At 68.2% G+C, this 22,123-nt stretch carries 21 protein-coding genes and 1 pseudogene; 16 read left to right on the top strand and 6 right to left on the bottom strand.

What is annotated here, in order from left to right; genetic code table 11:
* Positions 1–138: 138 nt before the first annotated feature.
* The 8 genes and pseudogenes from ATI37_RS11300 (at position 139) to ATI37_RS11270 (ending at position 9,088) form a co-directional block, all read left to right on the top strand.
* Positions 139–396 (top strand): DUF4212 domain-containing protein, encoded by a 258-nt coding sequence (locus tag ATI37_RS11300; RefSeq protein ID WP_117238433.1) that lies wholly within the window; start codon positions 139–141, stop codon positions 394–396.
* 11 nt (positions 397–407) lie between these two features.
* Positions 408–2,077, top strand: a pseudogene (locus ATI37_RS11295) (sodium:solute symporter family protein).
* A 61-nt stretch (positions 2,078–2,138) separates the two neighbouring features.
* Entirely contained in the window at positions 2,139–2,498 is a 360-nt protein-coding gene (locus tag ATI37_RS11290) for a hypothetical protein (RefSeq protein WP_117238432.1), read from the top strand.
* Positions 2,458–4,206 (top strand): DUF294 nucleotidyltransferase-like domain-containing protein, encoded by a 1,749-nt coding sequence (locus tag ATI37_RS11285; RefSeq protein WP_117238431.1) that lies wholly within the window; start codon positions 2,458–2,460, stop codon positions 4,204–4,206. Before ATI37_RS11290 ends, ATI37_RS11285 begins: the two co-directional genes overlap by 41 nt.
* A complete protein-coding gene (locus ATI37_RS11725) occupies positions 4,203–4,379 on the top strand; it encodes a hypothetical protein (RefSeq protein WP_198665563.1) in 177 nt (58 codons plus the stop codon). The genes ATI37_RS11285 and ATI37_RS11725 overlap by 4 nt, the downstream gene beginning before the upstream one ends.
* Positions 4,376–6,865 carry a sensor histidine kinase gene (locus tag ATI37_RS11280; RefSeq protein ID WP_117238430.1) on the top strand — a complete coding sequence of 830 codons (2,490 nt, stop codon included), beginning with the start codon at positions 4,376–4,378 and terminating at the stop codon, positions 6,863–6,865. Before ATI37_RS11725 ends, ATI37_RS11280 begins: the two co-directional genes overlap by 4 nt.
* Positions 6,843–7,202, top strand: coding sequence for a response regulator transcription factor (locus tag ATI37_RS11275; protein WP_117238429.1), 360 nt, complete (start codon positions 6,843–6,845; stop codon positions 7,200–7,202). Before ATI37_RS11280 ends, ATI37_RS11275 begins: the two co-directional genes overlap by 23 nt.
* A complete protein-coding gene (locus tag ATI37_RS11270) occupies positions 7,199–9,088 on the top strand; it encodes a 3'-5' exonuclease (protein WP_117238428.1) in 1,890 nt (629 codons plus the stop codon). Before ATI37_RS11275 ends, ATI37_RS11270 begins: the two co-directional genes overlap by 4 nt.
* Here the strand turns inward: ATI37_RS11270 and purD are convergent.
* The 5 genes from purD to ATI37_RS11245 are packed head-to-tail and all read right to left on the bottom strand — an operon-like array spanning position 9,078 to position 13,445.
* Positions 9,078–10,331, bottom strand: a complete 1,254-nt coding sequence (gene purD / locus ATI37_RS11265) for a phosphoribosylamine--glycine ligase (RefSeq protein WP_117238427.1) — start codon at positions 10,329–10,331, stop codon at positions 9,078–9,080. The two genes, ATI37_RS11270 and purD, sit on opposite strands and share 11 nt — an antisense overlap.
* Entirely contained in the window at positions 10,328–11,221 is an 894-nt protein-coding gene (purN, locus tag ATI37_RS11260) for a phosphoribosylglycinamide formyltransferase (protein WP_198665562.1), read from the bottom strand. The genes purD and purN overlap by 4 nt, the downstream gene beginning before the upstream one ends.
* Complete coding sequence (locus ATI37_RS11255) at positions 11,218–12,117, bottom strand: MBL fold metallo-hydrolase (RefSeq protein ID WP_117238426.1); 900 nt, start codon at positions 12,115–12,117, stop codon at positions 11,218–11,220. Before ATI37_RS11255 ends, purN begins: the two co-directional genes overlap by 4 nt.
* A complete protein-coding gene (locus ATI37_RS11250) occupies positions 12,111–12,905 on the bottom strand; it encodes a fumarylacetoacetate hydrolase family protein (protein ID WP_117238425.1) in 795 nt (264 codons plus the stop codon). The genes ATI37_RS11255 and ATI37_RS11250 overlap by 7 nt, the downstream gene beginning before the upstream one ends.
* 9 nt (positions 12,906–12,914) lie before the next feature.
* The gene (locus ATI37_RS11245) at positions 12,915–13,445 is read right to left on the bottom strand and encodes a glycerol-3-phosphate acyltransferase (protein WP_117238616.1); all 531 of its coding nucleotides are present in this window, start codon (positions 13,443–13,445) and stop codon (positions 12,915–12,917) included.
* 80 nt (positions 13,446–13,525) lie between these two features.
* On the opposite strand from ATI37_RS11245, the gene ATI37_RS11240 reads away from it, so the two are divergent.
* From ATI37_RS11240 to ATI37_RS11200, 8 genes are all read left to right on the top strand, one after another.
* Entirely contained in the window at positions 13,526–14,557 is a 1,032-nt protein-coding gene (locus ATI37_RS11240) for a substrate-binding domain-containing protein (protein ID WP_117238424.1), read from the top strand.
* 201 nt (positions 14,558–14,758) lie between these two features.
* Positions 14,759–15,427: a hypothetical protein gene (locus ATI37_RS11235; protein WP_117238423.1), complete on the top strand. Its 669-nt coding sequence runs from the start codon at positions 14,759–14,761 to the stop codon at positions 15,425–15,427.
* Positions 15,428–15,437: 10 nt separating this feature from the next.
* On the top strand, positions 15,438–16,544 hold the full coding sequence (gene mqnE / locus ATI37_RS11230) for an aminofutalosine synthase MqnE (RefSeq protein ID WP_117238422.1): 1,107 nt from the start codon (positions 15,438–15,440) through the stop codon (positions 16,542–16,544).
* Complete coding sequence (locus tag ATI37_RS11225; RefSeq protein ID WP_117238421.1) at positions 16,541–17,353, top strand: menaquinone biosynthetic enzyme MqnA/MqnD family protein; 813 nt, start codon at positions 16,541–16,543, stop codon at positions 17,351–17,353. The genes mqnE and ATI37_RS11225 overlap by 4 nt, the downstream gene beginning before the upstream one ends.
* 63 nt (positions 17,354–17,416) lie before the next feature.
* Positions 17,417–17,953 carry a YceI family protein gene (locus tag ATI37_RS11220; RefSeq protein ID WP_117238420.1) on the top strand — a complete coding sequence of 179 codons (537 nt, stop codon included), beginning with the start codon at positions 17,417–17,419 and terminating at the stop codon, positions 17,951–17,953.
* Positions 17,954–18,364 (top strand): DUF6069 family protein, encoded by a 411-nt coding sequence (locus ATI37_RS11215; protein WP_117238419.1) that lies wholly within the window; start codon positions 17,954–17,956, stop codon positions 18,362–18,364.
* 707 nt (positions 18,365–19,071) lie between these two features.
* Positions 19,072–20,106: a 3-deoxy-7-phosphoheptulonate synthase gene (gene aroF / locus ATI37_RS11205; RefSeq protein ID WP_117238418.1), complete on the top strand. Its 1,035-nt coding sequence runs from the start codon at positions 19,072–19,074 to the stop codon at positions 20,104–20,106.
* Positions 20,103–21,182 (top strand): prephenate dehydrogenase/arogenate dehydrogenase family protein, encoded by a 1,080-nt coding sequence (locus ATI37_RS11200; protein WP_117238417.1) that lies wholly within the window; start codon positions 20,103–20,105, stop codon positions 21,180–21,182. Before aroF ends, ATI37_RS11200 begins: the two co-directional genes overlap by 4 nt.
* Here ATI37_RS11200 and ATI37_RS11195 read toward each other — a convergent pair.
* Positions 21,154–22,110, bottom strand: a complete 957-nt coding sequence (locus tag ATI37_RS11195; RefSeq protein ID WP_117238416.1) for a GGDEF domain-containing protein — start codon at positions 22,108–22,110, stop codon at positions 21,154–21,156. The genes ATI37_RS11200 and ATI37_RS11195 overlap by 29 nt on opposite strands.
* Between the last annotated feature and the right edge of the window lie 13 nt (positions 22,111–22,123).

Here is a 22,123-nt window from a genome sequence, read left to right as displayed (position 1 = left end):
CCCCTTTAGCGCATAGCGAAAAAACCCCCCTTTCTTGACAACCCCCTCATGGGCCCCTAAGATGACCGCCACCAAACCGGGGCAAGGCCAGACCCACGCATCCCACGGGCCTTTCCGGTTTGGCGAGGGAGGGAGCGTATGGACGGAGCCAAGTTGGCGGAGTACTGGCAGAAGAACCTGGCCCTGATCCGCAACCTGCTGGTGATCTGGGCGGTGGTGGCCTACGGGCTTGGCATCCTGCTGGCCCCTGCCCTCAACAGCATCCGGCCCTTCGGGGGGCCGCCCTTGGGCTTCTGGATCGCCCAACAGGGGGCCATCTGGGTCTTCGTGGTCCTGATTTTCATCTACGCCACCCGCATGCAGGCCCTGGACCGGGAATACGGGGTTGAGGACTAAGGGGGTAGCGCATGAGCGTTGAAGCCTGGACTTGGACCATCGTGATCCTGAGCTTCGCCCTTTACCTGGGCATCGGCTACTGGGCCCGGGTGCGGGAGACGGCGGGCTTCTACGTGGCGGGCCGGGGCGTGCCCCCGTGGCCAACGGGGCGGCCACCGCCGCCGACTGGATGTCGGGGGCCAGCTTCATCTCCATGGCGGGCCTCATCGCCTTCCTAGGCTACGACGGGGCCGTCTACCTGATGGGCTGGACCGGGGGGTACGTCCTCCTGGCCCTCCTCCTCGCCCCCTACCTGCGCAAGTACGGCAAGTACACGGTGCCCGAGTTCGTGGGGGACCGCTACTACTCCAACCTGGCCCGGGTGGTGGCCGTCATCAGCGCCCTCTTCGTCTCCTTCGTGTACATGGTTCCCCAGCTCAGGGGCGTGGGCATCGTGCTTTCCCGCTACCTGGGGGTGGACGTGGCCACGGGGGTCTGGGTCGCCGTCCTGGTCACCGCCTTCATCGCCGTGATCGGCGGCATGAAGGGGATCACCTGGACCCAGGTGGCCCAGTACACCGTGCTCATCTCCGCCTACCTGATCATGGGCATCGCCCTTTCCAACCTCCTCACGGGCAACCCCCTTCCCCCCCTCGCCTTCACCTTCAGCGACTTCGCCGTGCGCCTGAGCGAGCTCCAGGTGGAGCTGGGCTTTAGGGAGTACGTGGCCCCCTTCCAGAACCTCTCCGCCCTCAACGTCTTCCTCATCACCCTGACCCTCATGGTGGGCACCGCCGGCCTCCCCCACGTGATCATCCGCTTCTACACCGTACCCAAGGCCTCGGACGCCCGCTGGAGCGCCGGCTGGGCCCTCCTCTTCATCGGCCTCCTCTACACCACCGCCCCCGCCGTGGCCGTCTTCTCCAAGTACAACCTCCTCACCACCCTGGCCAACCAGCCCCTGGAGGAGGTGCGCCAGATTGACTGGGTGGCCAAGTGGGAGAAGACGGGCCTCCTCAAGCTGGAGGACAAGAACGGGGACGGCATCCTGCAGATGAGCGGCGACAGGGAGGTGAACGAAGTCACCATTGACCGGGACATCATCGTCCTCTCCACCCCCGAGGTGGCCAAGCTGGCCCCCTTCATCGTGGGCCTGGTGGCGGCGGGCGGTATGGCCGCCGCCCTCTCCACGGCCGCAGGCCTCCTGATCGTGATGAGTAGCGCCATCTCCCATGACCTCTACACCCGAATCTTCAACCCCAACGCCTCCGAGGCCACCAAGCTGACCATCGCCCGGGTGGTCATCGCCCTGGTGGTGATCCTGGCCGCCCCCTTCGGCATCAACCCGCCGGCCTTCATCGCCCAACTCGTGGCCTTCGCCTTTGGGCTTGCTGCGAGCACCTTCTTCCCCGCCATCCTCCTAGGCATCTTTGACCGGAGGATGAACATGCAAGGGGCGGTGGCGGGGATGATCGTGGGCCTGGTCTTCACCGCCAGCTACATCGTGGGCACCAAGTACCTGGGCTGGCCCAACTTCGTCTTTGGCATCACGGCGGAAGGGATCGGCACCATCGGCATGCTCCTCAACATCCTGGTGGCCTACGTGGTCTCCCGGGCCACGCAACCCCCGCCCCAGGAGATCCAGAGGCTGGTGGACGAGATCCGGGTGCCCAAGGGAAGCGGAGCCGCCAGCGAGCACTAAGCCCTTCTGCCTGCCCCCTGGGCCCAGGGGCCCAGGGGGTTATACTCAACCTGGAGGCAGCATGAAGCTTTTGCGGTTCTACCTGGGAAGCCTGAGCGCCCTCTTTGCCTTTTACCTCCTTGGCCACTACCTCCTGGGCCTCCCCTTTCCCACCCCCAGGATCCTCTTCCAGATCGCCTTAGGGGCGACCCTGGGCCTTTTGCTTGGCCTCCTCTACCACCGCATCTGGCCCTTGCCCCCGCCTGGCTTAGGCCGGGTGGTGCGGCTTTTCGTGCTCCTGCCCCCAGCTTTCATCCTGGGCGTTGGCCTCGTGGTCCTGGTTCAGGCCCAGGTGGCCCTGCACTACATCATCCCCCTGGTGGCCTGGCTTACCCCCAGCCATGGACCCCAGAACCAATCCACTCCTGAGCGCCCTTCCTAAAGCGGAGCGAGAAGCCCTCCTCCGCCAAGCCCAGGAGGAGACCCACGCCAAAGGGGCGCAAATCCTGGAACAAGGGGGCCAGCCTGCGGAGAAGCTCTACCTGGTGCTGGAAGGGGAGGTAGCCTTACGGGACGGGGAGGAGGAGGTGGGGAGCTTGGGACCCGGGGAGTTTTTTGGCTTCCCCTCCCTTCTCTCCGGGGAATCCCCCGCCTTCTCCGTGATAGCCAGGACCCCGGTCCGCCTCTTGGCCTTCCCAAAAGAAACTTTCCAAAAACTCTTGACGTTTCCCGAGGCTGCCCGCTTTTTTGGCCAAGGCCTCGTGAGCCGGGTGCGGCTTCGGGAAGTTCCGGACCCCTCCCTCTTCAGCCCGGTGGGGAGGCTCGTCCGGCGCCCTCCAGCCTTCATCCCTCCCACCGCCAAGGTGGAGGAGGCCGCCCAAAGGATGCGGGAAGAGGGGGTTTCCAGCCTCCTGGTGGAGGCGGAGCCCTTGGGTATCCTCACCGACCGGGACCTGAGGAACCGGGTCCTGGCGGAGGGGCGTTCCCCTGCCACCCCCGTGGCCGAGGTCATGACCGCCCCCGTCTTCGCCCTTCCCGCGGAAACCCCCATCTACGAGGCGATGGCGGCCATGGTGGAGCGGGGCATTCACCACCTGCCCGTCACCCAGGGGAAAGAGGTGGTGGGGGTGGTGACCCACACGGACCTGATGCTGCACCAGGCGCAAAACCCCCTCCTCCTCCTTCGGCGCATTGAGAGGCTGGACCTAGAGCGGTACGGCCTCCAGGTGGCCCACCTGGTGGAGGCCCTCTTCGCCCGGGGCCTTGGGGGCCTGGAGATCGGCCGGGTGGTGGCCTCCTTGAACGACGCCCTCATCCGCCGCCTGGTGAAGGAGGCCGAGGCGGCCCTGGGGGAACCCCCCATGCCCTACAGCTTTATGGTCTTCGGCTCCGAGGGCCGGCGGGAGCAGGCCCTGCTCACCGACCAGGACAACGCCTTAGTCCTGGGTGAGGGAGGCCACGAGGCCTATTTCCAGGCCCTGGCGGAACGGGTGGTCCAGGGGCTGATCCGGGCGGGCATCCCCGAGTGCAAGGGAGGGTATATGGCCACCCGCTGGCGCATGCCCCTCCGGGACTGGGTGGCCACCTTCAGCAAATGGATGGAAACCCCTGAGCCCCAAGCCCTTCTGGAAACGCAGATCCTCTTTGACTTTCGGGGCGTGGCCGGGGCGCTCTCCCTTAGGGTCCTGGAGGAGGCCATTCTGGAAAGGAGCCGCAAAGGGGTGTTCCTCTACCATCTGGCCCAAAGCGCCCTGGCCTTTCGCCCCCCCTTGGGCCTTTTTGGCCGGGTGCGCACGGAAAAAGGGTTCGTGGACCTGAAGCGTTACGCCCTGGCCCCCATCGTGGCCTTGGCCCGGCTCTACGCCCTTATGGCGGGAGATCAGGCCCGGGGAACGGTGGAGCGCCTCAAGGCGGCGGCGAGGGCGGGCACCCTAAGCCGGGAAGGAGCCGAGCGGCTTGGTGAGGCCTACCGCTTCTTTTTCCACCTACGCCTAGCCCACCAGCTGGCCACCTTCCGCGAGGGGAAGGCCATCGGCAACAGGGTTCTCTGGACTGCCCTTTCCCCTTGGGAAAGGCAACAGGCCCTCGAGGGGTTCCGGGCCATCCTGGAAATCCAGGAGAGCACGGCGGGCCGCTTCCAGCTGCGATGAAGGAGAAGGCCTTTGCCCTCTTCCTCCTGGCCCTGGTCCTCTTCCTCGCGCCCTTGGGCCTGTTCTCCCTCCCCCCCCTCGGGCCGTGGGGATTGCCCTCTTTGTACCTCTACCTCTTCGGGGCCTGGGGCCTGGCGATCCTCCTGGCCTACCTCCTCTTCCGGAGGCTATGAGCCCTGTCCTCCTCCTCTTTAGCCTTTTCCTCTACCTGGGCATCCTCTTCTTGGTAGCCCTCTGGGGGGAGGGTCGGGGCAGGGCCTGGGCCCAAAGCCCCTGGACCTACGCCCTCTCCCTGGCGGTCTACGCCACCGCCTGGACCTTTTTCGGCAGCGTGGGCCGGGCAGCCAAAGAGGGGGCCACCTTCCTCCCCGTCTACCTGGGGCCCACCTTGGTCCTCCTCCTCTGGCCCTTTCTCTACGGGCGGCTTTTGAAGCTAGCCCAGGCCCACCGCCTCACCTCCTGGGCGGACTACCTCTTCCTGCGCTACGGCCACGCCCCCTTGGCCTCCTTGACGGCCGCCTTCCTGGTGGTGGGCCTCCTCCCCTACCTGGCCCTGCAGCTCAAGGCCATCGCCCAGGCCTTCCTCTTCCTAAGCGGCGAGGAAGCGCCCCTGGCGGACGTGGCCCTGCCCACCACCCTGCTCCTCGCCCTTTTCGCCATCCTCTTCGGCACGCGGCGCCTGGACCCCTCGGAGAGGCACCAGGGCCTGGTTCTGGCTGTGGCCTTTGAGTCCTTCGTGAAGCTTTTCGCTCTCCTCCTGGTGGGCCTGGTGGTCCTCCTGGCCTTGGGAAACCCCTTTCCCCAAGCCCTGGAAAGGCCCGACCTCCTGCCCCCCCTAACGCCCCCAGAGGGCCTTCCCGGCTACCTGGGCTGGGTGGGCCTCACGGTCTTATCGGGCCTGGCCTTCCTCTTCCTGCCCCGGCAGTTCCATGTGATCGTGGTGGAGAACGTGAACCCCAGGCACCTTCCCCTGGCGGCCTGGGCCTTTCCCCTCTATCTCCTCCTCATCAATCTGCCCATGGTCCCCTTGGCCCTCCTCGGGCGCCTCCACTTTCCGGAGGAAAACCCCGACCTCTACGTCCTGGCCCTGAGCCTCGAGGCGGGCTACCCTGCCCTGGCCCTCCTGGCCTTTCTGGGGGGGGTTTCCGCGGCCACGGCCATGGTGGTGGTGGAGAGCCTGGCCCTTTCCATCCTGGTCTCCAACCACCTCCTCTCCCCCCTCCTCCTCAGGGCCAGGGCCCTGGGGAGCCTCCTCCTTTGGCGGAGACTTTCCATCCTTGTCGTTATGCTCCTCGCCTACCTCTACTTCCGCCTGGCGGGGGAGGCCTACGCCCTGGTGGGCATGGGGCTCATCTCCTTCGTGGCCGTGGCCCAGCTGGCTCCGCCGGCCCTCCTCGGCCTTTTCTGGAAGGGGGCCACGCGAGAAGGGGCCTTGGCAGGGCTTATCGGGGGGGTGCTCCTTTGGACCTACACCCTCTTCCTCCCGGCCCTGGCCCGCTCGGGCTGGCTCCCCGAGGTCTTCCTCACAGGCCCCCACCCCCTCCTCCGCCCCGAGGGGCTCCTGGGCCTGAGGGACCTGGACCCCGTGACCCACGGCTTTCTGGTCAGCCTCATGGCCAACCTGGCCCTCACCCTAGGAGTCTCCCTCTTCACCCGAAAGGAGGTCCAGGAAGAGGGCCGCACGGGGGAGGTGGCGGAGCTGGCTGCTCTGCTGGGCCGGGTTCTGGGCCCGGAGGCAGAGGTAGCTTTTCTAAATCGAGTCCAGGATCTTCCTGGTCCCCAGGCCGCCGCCCTGGCCGAGGCCTTCCTGGCGGGATCGGTGGGGCCCGCCACGGCCAGGCTCCTCCTCCTCTCCGTCACGGAGAGGGCCCCTCCGGAAGCCCTTCTAGAGGAGGCAGCCCGGGAGTCCAAGGAGGTACGGGCCTACGCCAGGGCCCTGGAGGAGGCCAGGCGCGAGCTCGCCGAGGCCTACGAGCGCCTGAAGGCCTTGGATCACGCCAAGGACGAGGTTTTGGCCGCGGTCTCCCACGAACTCAAGACCCCCCTCACTTCGGTGCGGGCCCTGGCGGAGATCCTCGAGGCCCACCACGACCTACCCGAAGAGGAAAGGCGGCGCTTCACCGCCCTCCTCTCCAAGGAGGCGGCCCGGCTTTCCCGCTTGGTGGAGGAGGTCCTGGCCTACGCCCGCCTGCAGGCGGGTCTCCCCCTGCGCCTCCAGGCCACCGACCTAAGGGCCCTGGCCGAGGAAGCCTTGGCCCTGGTCCAGCCCCTGGCCCAGGAGAAAAGGGTTATCATGGAAGTCCACCTGGAGGAGGCCCGAGCGCTCACCGACCGCGACCGGGTGCTCCAGGTGCTCCTGAACCTCCTGCAAAACGCCCTGCGCCACGCGCAAAGCCGGGTGTGCCTGGAGCTTAGGCACGAGGGGAAGGAGGCTCTCTTCCGGGTCCAGGATGACGGCCCGGGGGTACCCGAGGACCTGAGGCCCTGGGTCTTTGAACCCTTCCAGAGCTTCGCCGGGGGCACGGGCCTGGGCCTTTACCTGGCCCGCAGGCTGGTGGAGGCCCTGGGAGGGCGGATCTTCTTGGAGAAGGGAGAGGGGGCCAGCTTCGCCTTCACCCTGCCCCTGGAGGTGGACCATGCGGATCTTGGTGGTGGATGACGAGGAGAGCATCCTGGTGCCCCTGGAGTTCCTGCTGAGGAAAGCGGGGCACGAGGTAGCCCTGGCCAGAACGGGGGAGGAAGCCCTAGCCCGGCTAGAGGAGGGCCCCTTTGACCTGCTGATCCTGGACCTCATGCTCCCGGGGATGGACGGCTTCGCCATCTTAGAGCGCCTTCCCCAAGGGCCTGGGAGGCCCAAGGTCTTGGTCCTCACCGCCCGGGGTCGGGAGGCGGACCGGGCCAAGGCCCTGGCCCTGGGGGCCGAGGCCTTCATGGCCAAGCCCTTTGGCACCCAGGACCTTCTGGCCCAGGTGGAAAGGCTTCTGGAGGGGGAATGAGGGAGGTCCTGCGCTTCCTCGGGGCCCTTCTCCTGGGCCTCCTCCTGGTAGGAGGGGTAGTGGCCCTGGCCCTCTTCCTCCTCCTCCAGGGGGAGGAGGCCTTGGCCCAGGAGTTTCTCCGGGTCGCCCGGGAGAAGTCCCCCGTCCTCGTTTTCGTGGGCCTCCTCTTCGCCCTGGTGCTGGGGGCCCTTCTCCATCCCCTCTTCCTGGGCTACCTGGCGGCCACCCGGGCCCTGGGCCAGGAGGCGGAGGTCCTCCTGGCCAACCCCGGCCACCGCCTGCCCCTCAGAGGACCCCTGGAGCTTCAGGCCCTGGCCCGCCTTATCCACCGCCTGGCCGAGGAAAAGGCAGCCCTGGAAAAGGAGGTGGAGGCCAAGGTGGAGGAGGCCAAGGCCCTCCTGGAGCGGGAACGGGGGGTGCTTTCCGCCCTCATCGCCCACCTGCCCCAGGGGGTGGTCTTGGCCAACCCCAAGGGCCAGGTGGTCCTCTACAACCCTAAGGCCCAACGCCTCCTGGGCGAGGGGCTCGGGGTGGGCAGGAGCCTCTTTGGTCCCTTGGACCGGGGGCTTCTGGCCCACGCCCTGAGGCTTTCCGCCGAGCGCTTCCTCACCCAGGGCAAGGGAGGGCCCATCGCCCTCCAGGCGGTGCCCCTCCAGGGAGAGGGGGGGTTTCTCCTCATCCTCGAGGCGGCCCGAGAGGAAAGGGGGGTGGACGAGGCCACCCTCCACCGCCTCAAGGACAAGCTCGCCGGCCTCAAGGCCCTGGTGGAGCTTCTGGAAACGGAGGCTCCAAAGGGGGCCCTGCCCCTGGCCCAGGCGGCCAGGGAGACCGCGGAGAGCTTGGCGGAGCTGGTGCGGGCCCTCGAGGCTCCCCCCGAGGCAGCGGAGGTCATGGTGGAGGACCTCCTACCCCTCCTGGTGGAGGCCCTGGAACGGGAACTAGGGGTCCACCCCGGCTTCGCCCTGGAGGGGGGGGCCCGGGGGTTTCTCGTGCGGGCGGACACCTACGCCCTGAGCCAGGGCCTCGCCACCACCCTGAAGGACGCGGAGGAGATTCTCCTCCAAGCGGGGATCCAGGGCGGCCTCCTCCGCCTAAGCCTCCTCTTCCCCCATCCCGCCCCTGAACCCTGTCGCCTCCTCAAGGAAGCAGTGGAAAGGGCTGGGGGGAGCCTCTGGCGAGAGGGCAACCGCCTCCACCTCCTCCTCCCCGCCCAGGAGGCCCAAAGCATCCCCACCCCCCCAGGCCCCCCACCCCGGGCTGAGGTCTTTGACCTCTCCCTGCTCCAGGTCCCCGAGGAGCTGGAGGAGGCCCCCCTAGACGGCCTCCTCTACACCGCCTTTGACCTAGAGACCACCGGGCTGGACCCGGAAAAGGACGCCATCATCGCCCTGGGGGGGGTCCACCTCCTGGGAAACCGGGTCCTGCGGCACGAGGTTTACGAGGCCCTGGTGGACCCGGGCCGCCCCATCCCCAAGGCCGCCACGGAGGTCCACGGCCTCACCTGGGAGATGCTCCAGGGGAAGCCCCGCCTCGAGGAGGTCCTCCCCGCCTTCCGGGCGTTCCTGGAGGACACGGTGCTCCTGGGCCACAACGGGGCCTTTGATATGGCCTTCCTGAGAAAGGTGGGGATAGACCAGCCCCCCCTGGTGGACACCCTCCTCCTGGCCCACCTCCTCTTTCCCGACCTGAAGGACCACCGCCTAGAGCGCCTGGCGGAGCGCTTCGGGGTCCCGGTCCTGGGGCGGCACACCGCCCTCGGGGATGCCCTCATGACCGCGGAGGTCTTCGCCCGCATGATCCCCCTCCTGAAGGGCCGGGGGTTCCGCACCCTGGGGGAGGTGCTCAGGGCCTGCGAGAGGCTTCCCCTGGCCCGGCTCAAGTACTGAGCCGGGCCAAGGCCCTCCGGCCGATGTCCTTGCGGTACACCGCCCCGGGGAAACCGATCCGGGGGATGAAGGCGTAGGCCCGCTCCAGGGCCTCCCGTAGGTCCTTCCCCAAGCCCACCACGTTGAGGACCCGCCCCCCAGCGCTATACAGGTGCCCCTCCTCCCTCCGGGTGCCCGCGTGGAAGACCAAGACCCCCTCCGGGGACTCGGGGAGGTGAAGGGGGATCCCCTTCCTGGGGCTTTCCGGGTAGCCAGGGGCGGCCAGGACCACGCAGGCGGCGGCCCCCTCCTTCCAGGAAAGCCGGGCGCCCGCAAGCCTCCCTTCGGCCGCCCTAAGGGCCAGGTCCACCAGGTCGCTCTCTAAAAGGGGCAGCACCGCCTGGGCCTCGGGGTCGCCGAAGCGGGCGTTGAACTCCAGGACCTTGGGGCCCTCCTTCGTGAGCATCAGGCCCGCGTAGACCACCCCCTGGTAGATCACGCCCTCAGCCCTAAGGCCCGCCACCAGGGGCCTAAGGATCTCCTCCTCCACCCGCCTTAGGGTTCCCGGGTCCATGGGGTAGGGGGCCACCGCCCCCATGCCCCCGGTCATGGGCCCCCTGTCCCCGTCCAGGAGGCGCTTGTGGTCCTGGGAGGGGAGGAGGGGCAGGATCGCCTCCCCGTCGGTGAGGGCCAGGACCGTGGCCTCCTCCCCCTCGAGGTACTCCTCAATGACCACCTCCCCCCCCTCGGCCCGATTCAGGATGTTGGCCACGGCCTGCTTGGCGGTGTGGAGGTCAAAGGCCACGGTGACCCCCTTGCCGGCGGCCAGCCCCGAGTCCTTGACCACGATGGGCACCCCCACCTCCTCCAGGTACTCCAGGGCCAGGATGGGGTCCTGGAAGGTGCGGTGGCGGGCCGTGGGGATGCCGTAGCGCTCCATGAGGCCCTTGGCGAAGGCCTTGGAGCCCTCGATCATGGCCGCCCTCTGCGTGGGGCCGAAGACCTTCAGGCCCCGGGCCAGGAAGGCATCGGCGATACCCTCCACCAAGGGGGCCTCCGGCCCCACCAGGGTGAGGTCTACGCCCTCCTCCAGGGCCCAGTCCGCCAGGATCTCCACCTCCCCCCTCCAGGGCAAGAGCTCGGCCAGGGCCTCCATGCCCGCGTTGCCGGGAGCGGCGTAAAGCCTTTCCACCAGGGGGCTTTCTGCCGCCTTCCAGAGGAGGGCGTGCTCCCGCCCCCCAGAACCCACCACCAGGACCTTCATGAGGGGGATTCTACCAAGGCCAAAACCGCCTCGGCCCTCCTTCGCACCTCCTCGGGAAGGCCCATAAGCTCGGCCCTCAGGGCTGGGTGGTCCCCCGCCAGGAGGTGGGCGGCGAGGAAGGCCCCCCTGCCCCACGCCCCCGCCCGGCCCAAGAAGGCGGAGCCCACCAGATCTTCCTTTTCCCAGACCCGGAGAAGGGCCCAGGCCCGGAGGTAGAGGGGCTTTTCCCGGGGAGGGAGGCCTTGAAAAAGGCGGGCGGCCTCCTGCCCCAGAAGGCCCAAGAGGCCCTCGGGCGGGGGAAAGGCGAGGCCCAGGAGGAGGAGGCGGACCGCCTTGGGGTAAAGCCGGTGCTCCAGGTGGAGGAGGCGGGCCTCCAGGACCTCCGGGGTATCCCCGGGGAGGACCGGCACCCGCCCCTGAAGCAGAATGGGTCCGGTGTCCATCCCCTGGTCCACGAAGTGGACGGTGGACCCCGTCTCCCTTTCCCCCGCCTCCAGGACCCTCTGGTGCACACGGAGCCCCGGGTAGTCGGGAAGCAGGGAGGGGTGGATGTTGAGGAGGCGGCCGTACCAGGGGACCACAAAGCGGGGGGAGAGGAGGCGCATGAAGCCCGCGAGGAGCACCACGTCCACCCGCCTTTCCCAAAGGAGGGCCAGGGCCCTTGCCTCAAAGGCCCGCCGCCCCTCCCAGGGGAGGGCCAAAGCCTCCACGCTCCGCCCCCTGGCCCGCTCCAGGGCGGGGGCCTCGGGGTTGTCGGAAAGGACCAGAACCACTTCCCCCAGGGGGTTACCCCGGGGAAAGGCCTTGAGGAGGGCCTCGAGGTTCGTCCCCCGCCCCGAGGCGAAGACCGCCAAGCGGGCTGGGCGGTCCAGGGGAAAGGGCGTTATCATCCCTCCAGGGCCTCCGGGTGGTGCTTCTGCCAGTAGCGCACCAGGCCCTGGAGGTTCATGAAGGGGGGATCGGCCAGCTCGTAGAGCCGCATCCCCGCCCCGCCCACCCCGGCCTTCGCCAGGCCTTCCCGCCAGTAGGTCTCAAAGCGCCGGGTCATCTCCTCCGGGCCGAGCCCCTCCCGCATCCGGGAGAGCACGAACCCGGCCCAGGCCTCGAGGGCCTCCCGCAGGGTCAGGAGGTGGGGCTCCACGTCCCGGTAGGCCCCGAAGTGGGTGAGGTAGAGGGCCTCTGGACGCAGGGCCAGGATACGGTCTATGGATACGTACCAGCTTTCCAGGTGGATGTCCGGGGGCGGGGTGGGGGGCAGGACGGGGCCCGGGGCGATGCGCACCCCGGCGATGTCCCCGGCAAAGACCAGGCCCTCCACCAGGTAGGCGTGGTGGTGGCCCGCGTGGCCAGGGGTCTCTAGGGCCTGGACCTCCACCCCGCCCACCTTTACCACCTCCCCGTCGGCCAGAACCCGCACCCTCTGCTCAGGGATCCCCCGAAGCTCCCCCCAGAGGGGCCCAAGCATCTCCCCGTAGATCCTCTCTGCGGAGGCCAGGAGCCTGGAGGGGTCCACCAGGTGAGGGGCCCCCTTGGGGTGGACGTAGACCCTAGCCCCCAGCTCGGCGAGGCGCCAGGCCGCCCCCGCGTGGTCCAAGTGGATGTGGGTCACGAAGACGTGGCGCACCTCCTCGGGGGCCAGGCCCTCCGCCTTTAGGGCCGCCGCCAGGTGGGGGTAGGTGCTCTCCGGACCGGTCTCTATCAGGATGGGGCCTTCCTTGGACTCCAGGAGGAAGCTGGCGATGACCTGCTCGGCTCCCTGGAAGCGGAGGTCCAGGATCCTCACCACGGCCGCCCCTCCTTGGGCCCGATGCGGGTGTGTAGGGTGCCGATGCCCTCCACGGCCACCTCAATCCGGTCCCCAGGGTGCAGCGCCCCTACCCCGGAGGGCGTGCCCGTGAGGACCACGTCCAAAGGCTCCAGAGTCATGAAACCCGAGATGTAGGCCAGGATCTCCGCCACGGTGAAGATCATCCCTGAGGTGTGCCCCTCTTGGCGGAGCTCCTCGTTCACGTAGGTGCGCACCCAGGTGTCCTGGGGATCCAGGTCCGTCTCAACCCAAGGCCCCAGGGGCAGAAACTTGTCGGCGCTCTTGGCCCTGACCCACTGCAGATCCTTCCTCTGGGCATCCCGGGCGGTGATGTCCACGGCGATGGTGTACCCCAGGACGTGGTCCAAGGCCTTCTCTGGGGGCACATTCCGCATCCGATCCCCAATGACCACGGCCAGCTCCCCCTCGTAGTGGAGCTCCTCGGTGAAGTGGGGGTAAGGCACCGCGTCCCCTGTGTTCCAGGGATCCCTGGGGTTTCCCGGATGGGCCAAGGCGTTGGGGGCCTTGAGGAAGAGACCGGGCTCCTGGGGCAGGGCCTCCCCAAAATCGTGCCCCATCTCCCGGATGTGCTCCTTGTAGTTCCGCCCTACGCAGACGATCTTGCTGGGGGTAGCGGGCGCCAGGAGGCGCACCGAGGCCAGGTCGTAGCGTCTGCCCGTGGGGTTTCCCCCAGGGGCGTCCGTTTCCAACACCAGCTCCCCTTCCAGAATCCCCCACCTTCCGCTGCCGAAGCGCAGGATCTTCATGCCCTAAAGCTACCATCTCCCCCGGAGGATTTGCAGGCCCCGAAGGGCCACCACCCCCGCCACCAGGACCGCCCCCAGCCTGCCTGCCGGCGGAACAAGGAAAACGAGGGCCAGGTAGCCGAAGATGGCCCCGAAGGGGATGGGATAAATCCCCCTTCGCCGCCTGCGCCAATGGAGGTGGTAGGCCCCGGCCACCAGGAGGCCCAGGCCCGTGGCCAGGAAAGCTTCTTGGGGAAACCAGGCCAGGAAGAAGCCCAAGGAGGGGGCGATCCCCCCCCCGCCCCGAAAGCGAAAGAAGAGGGGCCAGTTGTGCCCGGCCACCACCGCCCCTGCGGCCAGGGGGCGCCACTCCGGGGGGGTAAGGAGGGCGGCCAAGACCCCCTTGCCCACGTCCCAGAGCACCACGAGGAGGGCGGCCAGAGGCCCTTTGCGTCGGAAGACCCCCGAGCCCCCGGGGAGGTCCCGCCACCTTACCTCGGGAAAGAGGAGAAGCCCCCCCACCAAGGAGCCCATGAGGTAGGCCAGGAGGACGTAACCCATGCTCCCATTCTTGCAAAGGGAGGCCCCCTGCCCTATCCTGAGGTTGGAAGTTTCCATGAAGCGCTTCCACCCCTGAGGCTATGAGGAAGAAACCCACCATCCACGAGGTGGCCGCCCGCGCTGGAGTAGGCCTGGGCACTGTGAGCCGGGTCCTCAACCACCACCCCGCCGTGCGGCCCGAGACCCGGGCCCGGGTCCTAAGGGCTATGGAGGAGCTAGGCTACACCCCCAACCCCCACGCCCGCCGGATCGCCGGGGGAAGGAGCTACACCGTCTCCGTCCTCCTCCCCTTCGTGGCCACGGAGTTCTACCGCAGGCTCATTGGGGGGATTGAGAGCGTCCTCCTGGAAAAGCGCTACGACCTGGCCCTCTTCCCCATCCTCTCCCAGGCCCGGCTCAAGCGCTACCTGGAGAGCACCACCCTGGCCTACCTCACGGATGGCCTGATCCTCGCCTCCTACGACCTCACGGAGCACTTCGGAGAAGGCCGCCTGCCCACGGACCGACCGGTGGTTTTGTTGGACGCCAAAAACCCCCGGTACGACTCCGTCTTCCTGGACAACTTCCTAGGGGGCAGGATGGCCGGGGAGTACCTGGCCCGTTTCCCCGGCAGTATCTTCGCCATCAAGGTGGAGGAGGAGCCGGACCGGGTCTTCCGCCACACGGTCTTTAGCGAGCGCATGGCGGGCTTCGGAGAGGCCCTGCAGGAGGCGGGGCGGCCCTTCCCCGAGAGCCACCTCTACGTGACCCGCCTCTCCGCAGAAGGGGGGCGCCTGGCCCTGAGGCACTTCCTGGAAGAGGCTAACCCTCCTCTGAACGTCTTCGCCGGGGCGGACCAGGTGGCCCTGGGCGTCCTGGAAGAGGCCCAGCGCCTGGGCCTTACCCCAGGCAAGGAAGTGCGGGTCTTGGGCTTTGACGGCCACCCCTTTGCAGAGGAGGTGGGGCTTTCCACCATCGCCCAACCGGTGGAGGCCATGGGGGCCAGGGCTGCTCAGCTCCTTTTGGAGAGGATGCGGGGTTATGGGGGCCCACCCCAGCAGGTGCGCTTTGAGCCAGTCTTGGTGGAAAGGGCCTCTACAAAGGCGCCCCTAGAGGTTTCCTACCTTCCCTAGGGTCGTCCCATGCGGCCAAAAGCCCCCCTCCCCTGGCGCCTCGCAGCCCTCGGGCCCGCAACGAGTCCGGCCCTGGACCCTCGGCACCTCCCCGCCCTTCTCCCCATTCCAAGCCCAGGCCCTTTGGGCCTCCCGCATCCTCCCCTTCGCCCAAGGGGCGGTCTTTTTGGCCGAGGCTCCTTGGCCCAGCAAGGCCGAGGTGTGATCGTCTATCTGGACCAGAACTACGCCAGCCGCATGGCCAAGCACCTTCTGGGCCAAAGGGGGCACGAGGCCTTTGGCCGGCTTTTCCTCACCCTCAAGGGAAGGGTCTTGGCTCCCCCTTCCCCCTTTCATGTCCTGGAGACCCTCTACCCTGCGCGGGGCCCGAGGGAGAAGGCGGGCTACCTCCTCCCCGCCCTAAAGGAGGTCTTCGGAGCCCTCTCCCAGGGGTACTGGGTCCGCCCCTGGCAGGAGGTCGCCAGAAGGCAGGAGCGGGGCCTCTACCTGGAGGACTTCCTGTGGCGAGGGGGAAGCTGGGAGGCCCCTGCGGACCTTTCCCCTTTCCAGGGGCTACTGGACAGCCTCCCTGGGGACCTCCCCCTCGCGCAACTAAGAGCATGGATCCAGGAGGAGGTCCAGAGGCGGACTGGGCTAAAGGAGGTGCCCTTCGTGCGCCTCTTGGCCCAACTCCTTTCGGAAAGCCAAATGGACAAGGCCCGCAAACCCCGCCGCTCCGACCTTTTGGACTTCGTCATGGCCGCTACCATTTACCCCTACGTGGACCTCCTCCTCACGGACCGCTACCTGAGAAATCTCCTGGGGGTCAAGGCGGTGGGAGGGCGGCGGAAAGAGGTGGAGCGTCTGGTTTTGGCCTTTTCGGGGCAGTAGACTCGGGAGGATGAGAGGCATCCGGGACCCCGGGCTCGTCCCCATCGCGGAGAAGGTCCTTGCGGGCGAGCGCCTGAGCTTCGCCGAAGGCCTCCTCCTCTACGAGACCAAGGACCTCCCCACGCTCATGCGCCTCGCCAACCTGGTGCGGGAGAGGAAGCACGGCCACAAGACCTACTTTGTCCACTCCATCCGCGTATCCCAGACCAACATCTGCTATGTGGGCTGCACCTTCTGCGCCTTCCAAAGGCGCTTCGGCGAAGAGGGGGCCTGGGACTGGGATGTAGACGAGGTGGTGGCCTGGGTGCGGGAGCGCTACCAGGAGGGGCTCACGGAGATCCACCTGACCGCAGGCCACCACCCCAAAAGGCCCTTCAGGTACTACCTGGACCTAGTCCGAGCCCTCAAGGCGAGCCTCCCCGGGGTGCAGGTGAAGGCCTGGACCGCGGCGGAGATCCACCACTTCTCCAAGGTCGCCCGCCTCCCCTACCGGGAGGTGCTCCAGGCCCTCAAGGAGGCGGGCCTGGACGCCATGCCGGGGGGCGGGGCGGAGATCTTCGCCGAAAGGGTAAGGAAGCGGATCGCCCGGGCCAAGGTTTCCGCCGAGGGGTGGCTTGCGATCCACCGCACCGCCCACGAGCTGGGCCTCCCCACCAACGCCACCATGCTCTACGGGCATATAGAGACCCTCGAGGAGCGCCTGGACCACATGGAGCGCCTAAGGAGGCTCCAGGACGAGACGGGGGGCTTCATGAGCTTCATCCCCCTGGCCTTCCAGCCGGACGGCAACCAGCTGGCCCGGGAGCTGGGCAAGAGGGAGTTCACCACCGGCCTGGACGACCTGAGGAACCTGGCCGTGGCGCGCCTCTACCTGGACAACTTCCCCCACATCAAGGGCTACTGGGCCACCCTGACCCCGGAGCTAGCCCAGGTCTCCCTGGACTGGGGGGTCACGGACATCGACGGCACCCTCATTGAGGAGAAGATCGTCCACATGGCGGGAAGCCCCACCCCCAAGGGCCTTACCAAGGAGGCCCTGGCGGGGATCATCCGGAAGGCGGGCCGCCTCCCCGTGGAGCGGGACGCCCTCTACCGGGAGGTCAGGGTCTGGGCGTGAGCTACCGGCTAGGGCTCCCTCCCTACGCCAACGTGGCCCCCCTGGCCCACTTCCTGAGGCCCGAAGGGTTTACCCTGTTCCAGGCCCCCCCCACCGCCCTGAACCGCATGCTCCTGGAGGGGGAGTTGGACCTCTCCTTGGCCTCGAGCCTGGCCTACCTGGAGCACCAGGACCAATGGGGCCTCCTCCCCGACTTCTCCGTGGCCGTCCTGGGGCCGGTGTACTCGGTAAACCTCTTCCACCGCGTGCCCCTGGAGGACCTAAAAAGGGTAGCCCTCACCGGGGAGAGCGCCACCAGCGTGGCCCTCCTCCGCCTCCTCCTGGAGGAGCGGGGGGTAAAGCCCTGCTACGAGCGAGCCGAGGGAGAGCTTGAGCTTTTGCAAGACTACGAAGGGGTCCTCCTCATCGGGGACCGGGCCGTAAAGGTCTACGCCCGCCTCCTCAGGGGCCTCCCCGAAACCCCCATGGACCTCCCCACCCGCTTCGGGGAGGTGGCGGTCACGGACCTGGCCATGGCCTGGTTCCGCAGGACCCGCCTCCCCTTCGTCTTCGCCGTCTGGGCCTACCGCCGGGAAAGCCCCCCGCCCAAAGCGGTGGTCCAGGCCCTGAGGCGGGCCCGCCTTTTGGGCCTGGGCCGCCTGGAGGAGGTGGCCCAAAAGGAGGGGAGACGGCTTTCGGTCCACCCCGCCCTCCTCCTCCACTACCTCTGGAACTTCCGCTACCACCTGGAGGAGCCGGACCGCCTGGGCCTAAAGGCCTTCGCCGAGGCCCTGGGCCTCCCCTTCCGCCCCATGTATTATCCTGAATAGCGCTTGACAATACATAGCACTTGGCGTATCGTGGCCTTGGGCTCGAGGCCCAAGGAGGTCTGCATGCGTTGGAACCTGGATCCTGCTCACACCAGCATCGCCTTCTCCGTGCGGCATATGGTGGTGGCCACGGTGCGGGGTAGCCTGAACCTGAAGGAGGGCTTTGTGGAGGCCGACCCAAAGGGAACCCCTATCCGCGTGGAGGCCCGTCTAGATGCCAAGAGCATCCACACGGGCGTGGCCGACCGGGACAACCACCTCCGCTCCCCGGACTTCCTGGATGTGGGGCGCTACCCGGAGATCGTCTTCCGGAGCGAGAGGATCACCCCCTTGGGGGAGGGCCGCTACCGGGTAGAGGGGGAGCTCACCCTCCGGGACGTGACCCGGCCCCTGGCCCTCGAGGTGGAAACCTCGGGGCCCATCAAGGACCCCTGGGGCAACGAGCGCCTGGCCGCCCACTTTGAGGGGAAGCTCAACCGCAAGGACTTCGGCCTCACCTGGAACATGGTCCTGGAAACCGGGGGGCTTCTGGTGGGCGAGGAGGTCCGCTTCAGCGTGGATACGGAGCTGGTGGCGGAAAAGGCGCAAGTGGGGACCTAGATGGGAGCCAACACCGCCCCTTGGAACCTGGCGCTTGCGGCCCTGGGGGTGGCGCTGGGCACCAACCTCCTCCTCTTCCTCCTGGCCGGGGCGGTGGGGGTACCCTTCCAGGTGACGCCTCCGGGCCAACCCCCACAAGAGGTGGCCCTGGCCTCCGTGGCCCTTTTCACCGTCCTTCCCATGCTCCTAGGGTTTGCCCTTTACTTCCCCTTGCGGCGGAGAACCCCTCGGGCTCTCCCTATCTTCGTGGGCCTGGCCCTTGCGGTCTTCCTCCTCATGCTCTTCCCCCCTTTCGCCGCCGCCCCGCGCCCCGACACCCGCCTCGCCCTCCTCGCCCTCCACGTGCCCCCGGTGGCGGCCTTCCTCTGGACCCTCTTCCGGGTGGAAAGGGAAATGGCCCATGGCCCCTAGGCGGCTCCTTGGCCTAGCCCTCCGGCTGCGGGACCCAAGAGCCCTCCCCACCTTCTGACGGGACCTCCCGGGGCTAGAGGTGGAAGCGGACCCGTCCCATTACCGCCTCTCGCCCCAGGGGAAAGACTTCTTCCTGGATCTCTTCCACGATCCTAGGGCCTCTCCCTGCCCCTACCCCTCGGTGGGCCTTCTGGAGGCCGGGGCCCGGTTTGCGGGAGCCGCGGACCACGGGGCCTCCGAGGCCCTCTACTTCGCCGAGAACCCCAGGCCTGCCCCCCTCCCCCAAAAACCCCTCCGCACCTCCGCCCGCATGCCACGGACCCTGCCCAGGCCTGCTTTGGGGGGAGGCTTGGCATGGAGGCGAGGCGCCGCACCTACCCCGGGGTCCTCCTCCTTTGGGATGGGGGCCACCACCCCATGGGGGCGAACACCTGGGCTGGAAGGCCGCTGGCCCCGCAAGGGACCAGAGGGCTATGGGGCCACACCCTCTTCCCTCCAAAGGGGGTGCCCAAGGGCATCTTCCGGGGTTCTGCGGAGGTGCTTGACGAAGACGACCCCTCCGGTCTAAGCTTGGAGCAACTATGCGGACCCTTGGGCGCCACTTCGGCTTTTATCCTCCCGCCGGGGGCGCCCTGCGGCCTGCGTAGGCCTTCACCTCAAAGGGCGCCCCCAAAAAGGGGGCGCCCAAAGTTTTTGGGAGGGAAGCTATGTTGGTCGTGATGAAGCGTGGGTACACGGAGGCGGAGCTTCAGGAAGTGGTCCGGGAGATAGAGAAGGTGGGGTACCGGCCCCACGTCTCCCGGGGGGTGGAGACCACCCTGGTGGGGGCCATCGGCCGGGGGCCCACCCCGGAGCTCATGGAGCACTTCCGGGCCCTGCCCGGCGTGGCCGAGGTCATCCCCATCTCCAAGCCTTGGAAGCTGGCGAGCCTGGACGTGCAACCCTTCCCCACGGTCCTGGACTTCCCCACGGGGAAGACCGGGGGCGGGCACGTGATGGTGGCGGCGGGGCCTTGCGGGGTGGAAAGCTGGGAGCAGACCCTGAGGGCGGCTCGCTACGTGAAGGCCCATGGGGCCCAGATGCTCCGGGGCGGGGCCTTCAAGCCCCGCACGAGCCCCTACGCCTTTCAGGGCCTAGGGGTGGAGGGCCTGAAGATCCTGGCCGAGGCCAGGCGGGAGACGGGCCTCCCCGTGGTCACCGAGGTCCTCTCCCCGGAGCAGGTGGAGCTCGTGGCCGAGCACGCCGACGTCCTGCAGATCGGGGCCCGGAACGCCCAGAACTTCCCCCTCCTCCAGGCGGTGGGGGAGGTGGGGAAGCCCGTCCTCCTCAAGCGGGGGATGAGCATGACCCTCGAGGAGTTCCTCATGAGCGCCGAGTACATCCTCTCCCGGGGCAACATGCAGGTGATCCTGGTGGAACGGGGGATCCGCACCTTTGAGAAGGCCACCCGCTTCACCCTGGACGTCTCCGCCGTCCCAGTGCTCAAGAGCTGGACCCACCTCCCCATCTGGATAGACCCCTCCCACCCCGCGGGCAAGCGGGACTGGGTCATCCCCCTGGCCCTGGCGGGCCTGGCCGCGGGGGCGGACGGGATCATCGTAGAGACCCACCCCGAGCCGGAAAAGGCCCTCTCCGACGCGGCCCAGCAGCTCCACGAGGAGGAGTTCGCAAAGCTGATGCGCCAGGTGCGCCGCCTAGCGGAGGCCCTGGACAAGACCCTCTCCACTCCGGTCAAGGGATGAGGCCCCTCTTCGCCAAGGTGGGCATCTTCGGGGTGGGCCTCTTGGGGGGAAGCATAGCCCTGGGGCTCAAGGAGCGCTTCCTGGCCGAGGAGGTCCACGCCTACGACCCAGACCCCCTGGCCCTGGAGAAGGCCCTCTTCCTGGGGGTGGCGGACCGGGCCCACACGGACATCGGCCCCTGGGTAGGGGAGCTTTCCTTGGGCATCCTGGCGGCCCCCGTGGGGGCCCTGGCCCATCTGGGAAGGGCCCTCGCCCCCCACGCCCATCCCCAAAGCCTCTGGACCGATGTGGGAAGCGTGAAGGCCAAGGTGGTGGAGGCCCTCGAGGGCCTCCTCCCCCACTTCCTGGGGGGGCACCCTATGGCGGGAAGCGAGCGGGCCGGGGTGGAGAACGCCCACGCGGGGCTTCTCCAGAACGCCGTCTGGGTCCTCACCCCCACGGAAAGGACCACCCCCAAGGCCCAGGAAGGGATCAGAGGGCTGGTGGAGGCCCTGGGAGCCTACCCCCTCGAGGTCCCCCCCAGGCTCCACGACGAGCTCGTGGCCCGCATCTCCCACCTCCCCTACCTCCTGGCCGTGGCCCTGAACCGCTTGGTGGCCCGAAGCCCGGAACGGGACCTCCTCATGTTCCTAGCGGCGGGGGGCTTCCGCGACCTGACCCGGGTGGCCTCGGGCTCCCCCCGGATGAGCCGGGACATGGTGGTGGAGAACAAGGAGGCCCTCAGGGAGGCCATAGAGGAGCTCCGGGAGATCCTCCTGGAGCTTGAGGGTCTCTTGGAGGAACCGCAAGCCCTCCTGGAGGCGACGGAGGAGGCCAAAAGGACCCGGGACAGCCTCCCCATCGTGCGCCGAAGCCTCCTTCCCGAGATGCACGACCTCTCCGTCCAGGTACCGGACCGCCCCGGGGAGATCGCCAGGATCGCCACCGCCTTGGGGGAGGCCGGGATCAACATCAAGGACATCGAGGTCCTCACCATCCGGGAGGAGGCGGGAGCCCTGAGGCTTGGCTTCGCCACCCGGGAGGAGAAGGAAAGGGCCAGGGAGGTCCTCAAGGAGGCGGGGTATCGGGTTCGCTAGCCCGGGCCACCCGGTTTTTGCCCAAGGCCTTGGCCCGGTAAAGGGCCTGGTCCGCCCGGAGGAAGAGCTCCCCCAGGTCCCCCCGGTAAAGGGCCACCCCAAAGCTGGCGGTGACGCCCAAGGCCGCAAGGCCTTCCCGAAGCCTTTCCGCCAAGCGTTCCGCCCCCAGGGGGTCGGTGGCGGGCAGGAGGATGGCGAACTCCTCCCCGCCCCACCGCCCCACCAGATCCCCCTGGCGCACGTGGGCCTTTAGGTACCCCGCCACCCGCCTCAGGACCCGGTCCCCCTCCTGGTGCCCCCTCTCGTCGTTCACCCGCTTGAAGTCGTCCAGGTCCAGGAGGACGAGGGCGAAGGGCCTCTCCCCCCGCTCCACCCGGGCCGCCTCCCTTTCCAGGGCCATCTCCAGGGCCCGGCGGTTGGGGAGGCCCGTGAGGGGGCAGGTGAGGGCCTGCTCCCGCCAGAAGCGCACCTGGCCGTAGAGCTCCCGGAACCGGGCCAGGAGGAGGGTGAGGGCCAGAAGGATGGGTTGGGAAAGGGCGTAGTGGCCGTAGGGGAAGCCCGTGTCCCGGCCGGCGAGGAGGGGAAGGAGGACGAGAAGCCCGCCCCAAAAGGCTCCCGCCCCCAAGGCCCAGGGCAAGGGGTAGGCGAAGGCGGCGAGGAGGTAGAGGGCCGGGCTCCAAAACCCCGCCCCCCAGTAGGCCTCCCCCGAGCGCCAGGCCTCGAAGAGGAGGTAGGCCCCGAGGGCGTGGACCAGGACCCTGGGGGCCCGCTTGGGGCCCTGGCGGAGGGCCAAGAGGAAGAGGAGGGCGAAGGCGAGGTAGAGGGGGAGGAGGCGGAGGTCCCGGATAGGCCAGTAGTGGAGCTGGACCCCGATCCCCAGGAGTAGCCCCAGCCAGGTGAGGCCATAGAGGGAGCGGACCAGGTCCACGGCCCTAAGCCTA

This window comes from Thermus sediminis (assembly GCF_003426945.1).
In the GTDB taxonomy this organism is placed as follows: Bacteria; Deinococcota; Deinococci; order Deinococcales; family Thermaceae; genus Thermus; species Thermus sediminis.
The sequence above is the reverse complement of the archived record's forward strand: the minus strand, read 5'-3'. Positions and strand labels throughout refer to the sequence as shown.

Coding starts and splice junctions, on each gene's coding strand:
- ATI37_RS11300 (WP_117238433.1), top strand. CDS start 139: ATGGACGGAGCCAAGTTGGCGGAGTACTGGCAGAAGAACCTGGCCCTG.
- ATI37_RS11215 (WP_117238419.1), top strand. CDS start 17,954: ATGGGAGCCAACACCGCCCCTTGGAACCTGGCGCTTGCGGCCCTGGGG.
- ATI37_RS11285 (WP_117238431.1), top strand. CDS start 2,458: ATGGACCCCAGAACCAATCCACTCCTGAGCGCCCTTCCTAAAGCGGAG.
- ATI37_RS11725 (WP_198665563.1), top strand. CDS start 4,203: ATGAAGGAGAAGGCCTTTGCCCTCTTCCTCCTGGCCCTGGTCCTCTTC.
- purN (WP_198665562.1), bottom strand. CDS start 11,221: ATGATAACGCCCTTTCCCCTGGACCGCCCAGCCCGCTTGGCGGTCTTC.
- ATI37_RS11280 (WP_117238430.1), top strand. CDS start 4,376: ATGAGCCCTGTCCTCCTCCTCTTTAGCCTTTTCCTCTACCTGGGCATC.
- ATI37_RS11200 (WP_117238417.1), top strand. CDS start 20,103: ATGAGGCCCCTCTTCGCCAAGGTGGGCATCTTCGGGGTGGGCCTCTTG.
- ATI37_RS11220 (WP_117238420.1), top strand. CDS start 17,417: ATGCGTTGGAACCTGGATCCTGCTCACACCAGCATCGCCTTCTCCGTG.
- ATI37_RS11250 (WP_117238425.1), bottom strand. CDS start 12,905: ATGAAGATCCTGCGCTTCGGCAGCGGAAGGTGGGGGATTCTGGAAGGG.
- ATI37_RS11245 (WP_117238616.1), bottom strand. CDS start 13,445: ATGGGTTACGTCCTCCTGGCCTACCTCATGGGCTCCTTGGTGGGGGGG.
- ATI37_RS11290 (WP_117238432.1), top strand. CDS start 2,139: ATGAAGCTTTTGCGGTTCTACCTGGGAAGCCTGAGCGCCCTCTTTGCC.
- mqnE (WP_117238422.1), top strand. CDS start 15,438: ATGAGAGGCATCCGGGACCCCGGGCTCGTCCCCATCGCGGAGAAGGTC.
- ATI37_RS11240 (WP_117238424.1), top strand. CDS start 13,526: ATGAGGAAGAAACCCACCATCCACGAGGTGGCCGCCCGCGCTGGAGTA.
- ATI37_RS11275 (WP_117238429.1), top strand. CDS start 6,843: ATGCGGATCTTGGTGGTGGATGACGAGGAGAGCATCCTGGTGCCCCTG.
- ATI37_RS11270 (WP_117238428.1), top strand. CDS start 7,199: ATGAGGGAGGTCCTGCGCTTCCTCGGGGCCCTTCTCCTGGGCCTCCTC.
- aroF (WP_117238418.1), top strand. CDS start 19,072: ATGTTGGTCGTGATGAAGCGTGGGTACACGGAGGCGGAGCTTCAGGAA.
- purD (WP_117238427.1), bottom strand. CDS start 10,331: ATGAAGGTCCTGGTGGTGGGTTCTGGGGGGCGGGAGCACGCCCTCCTC.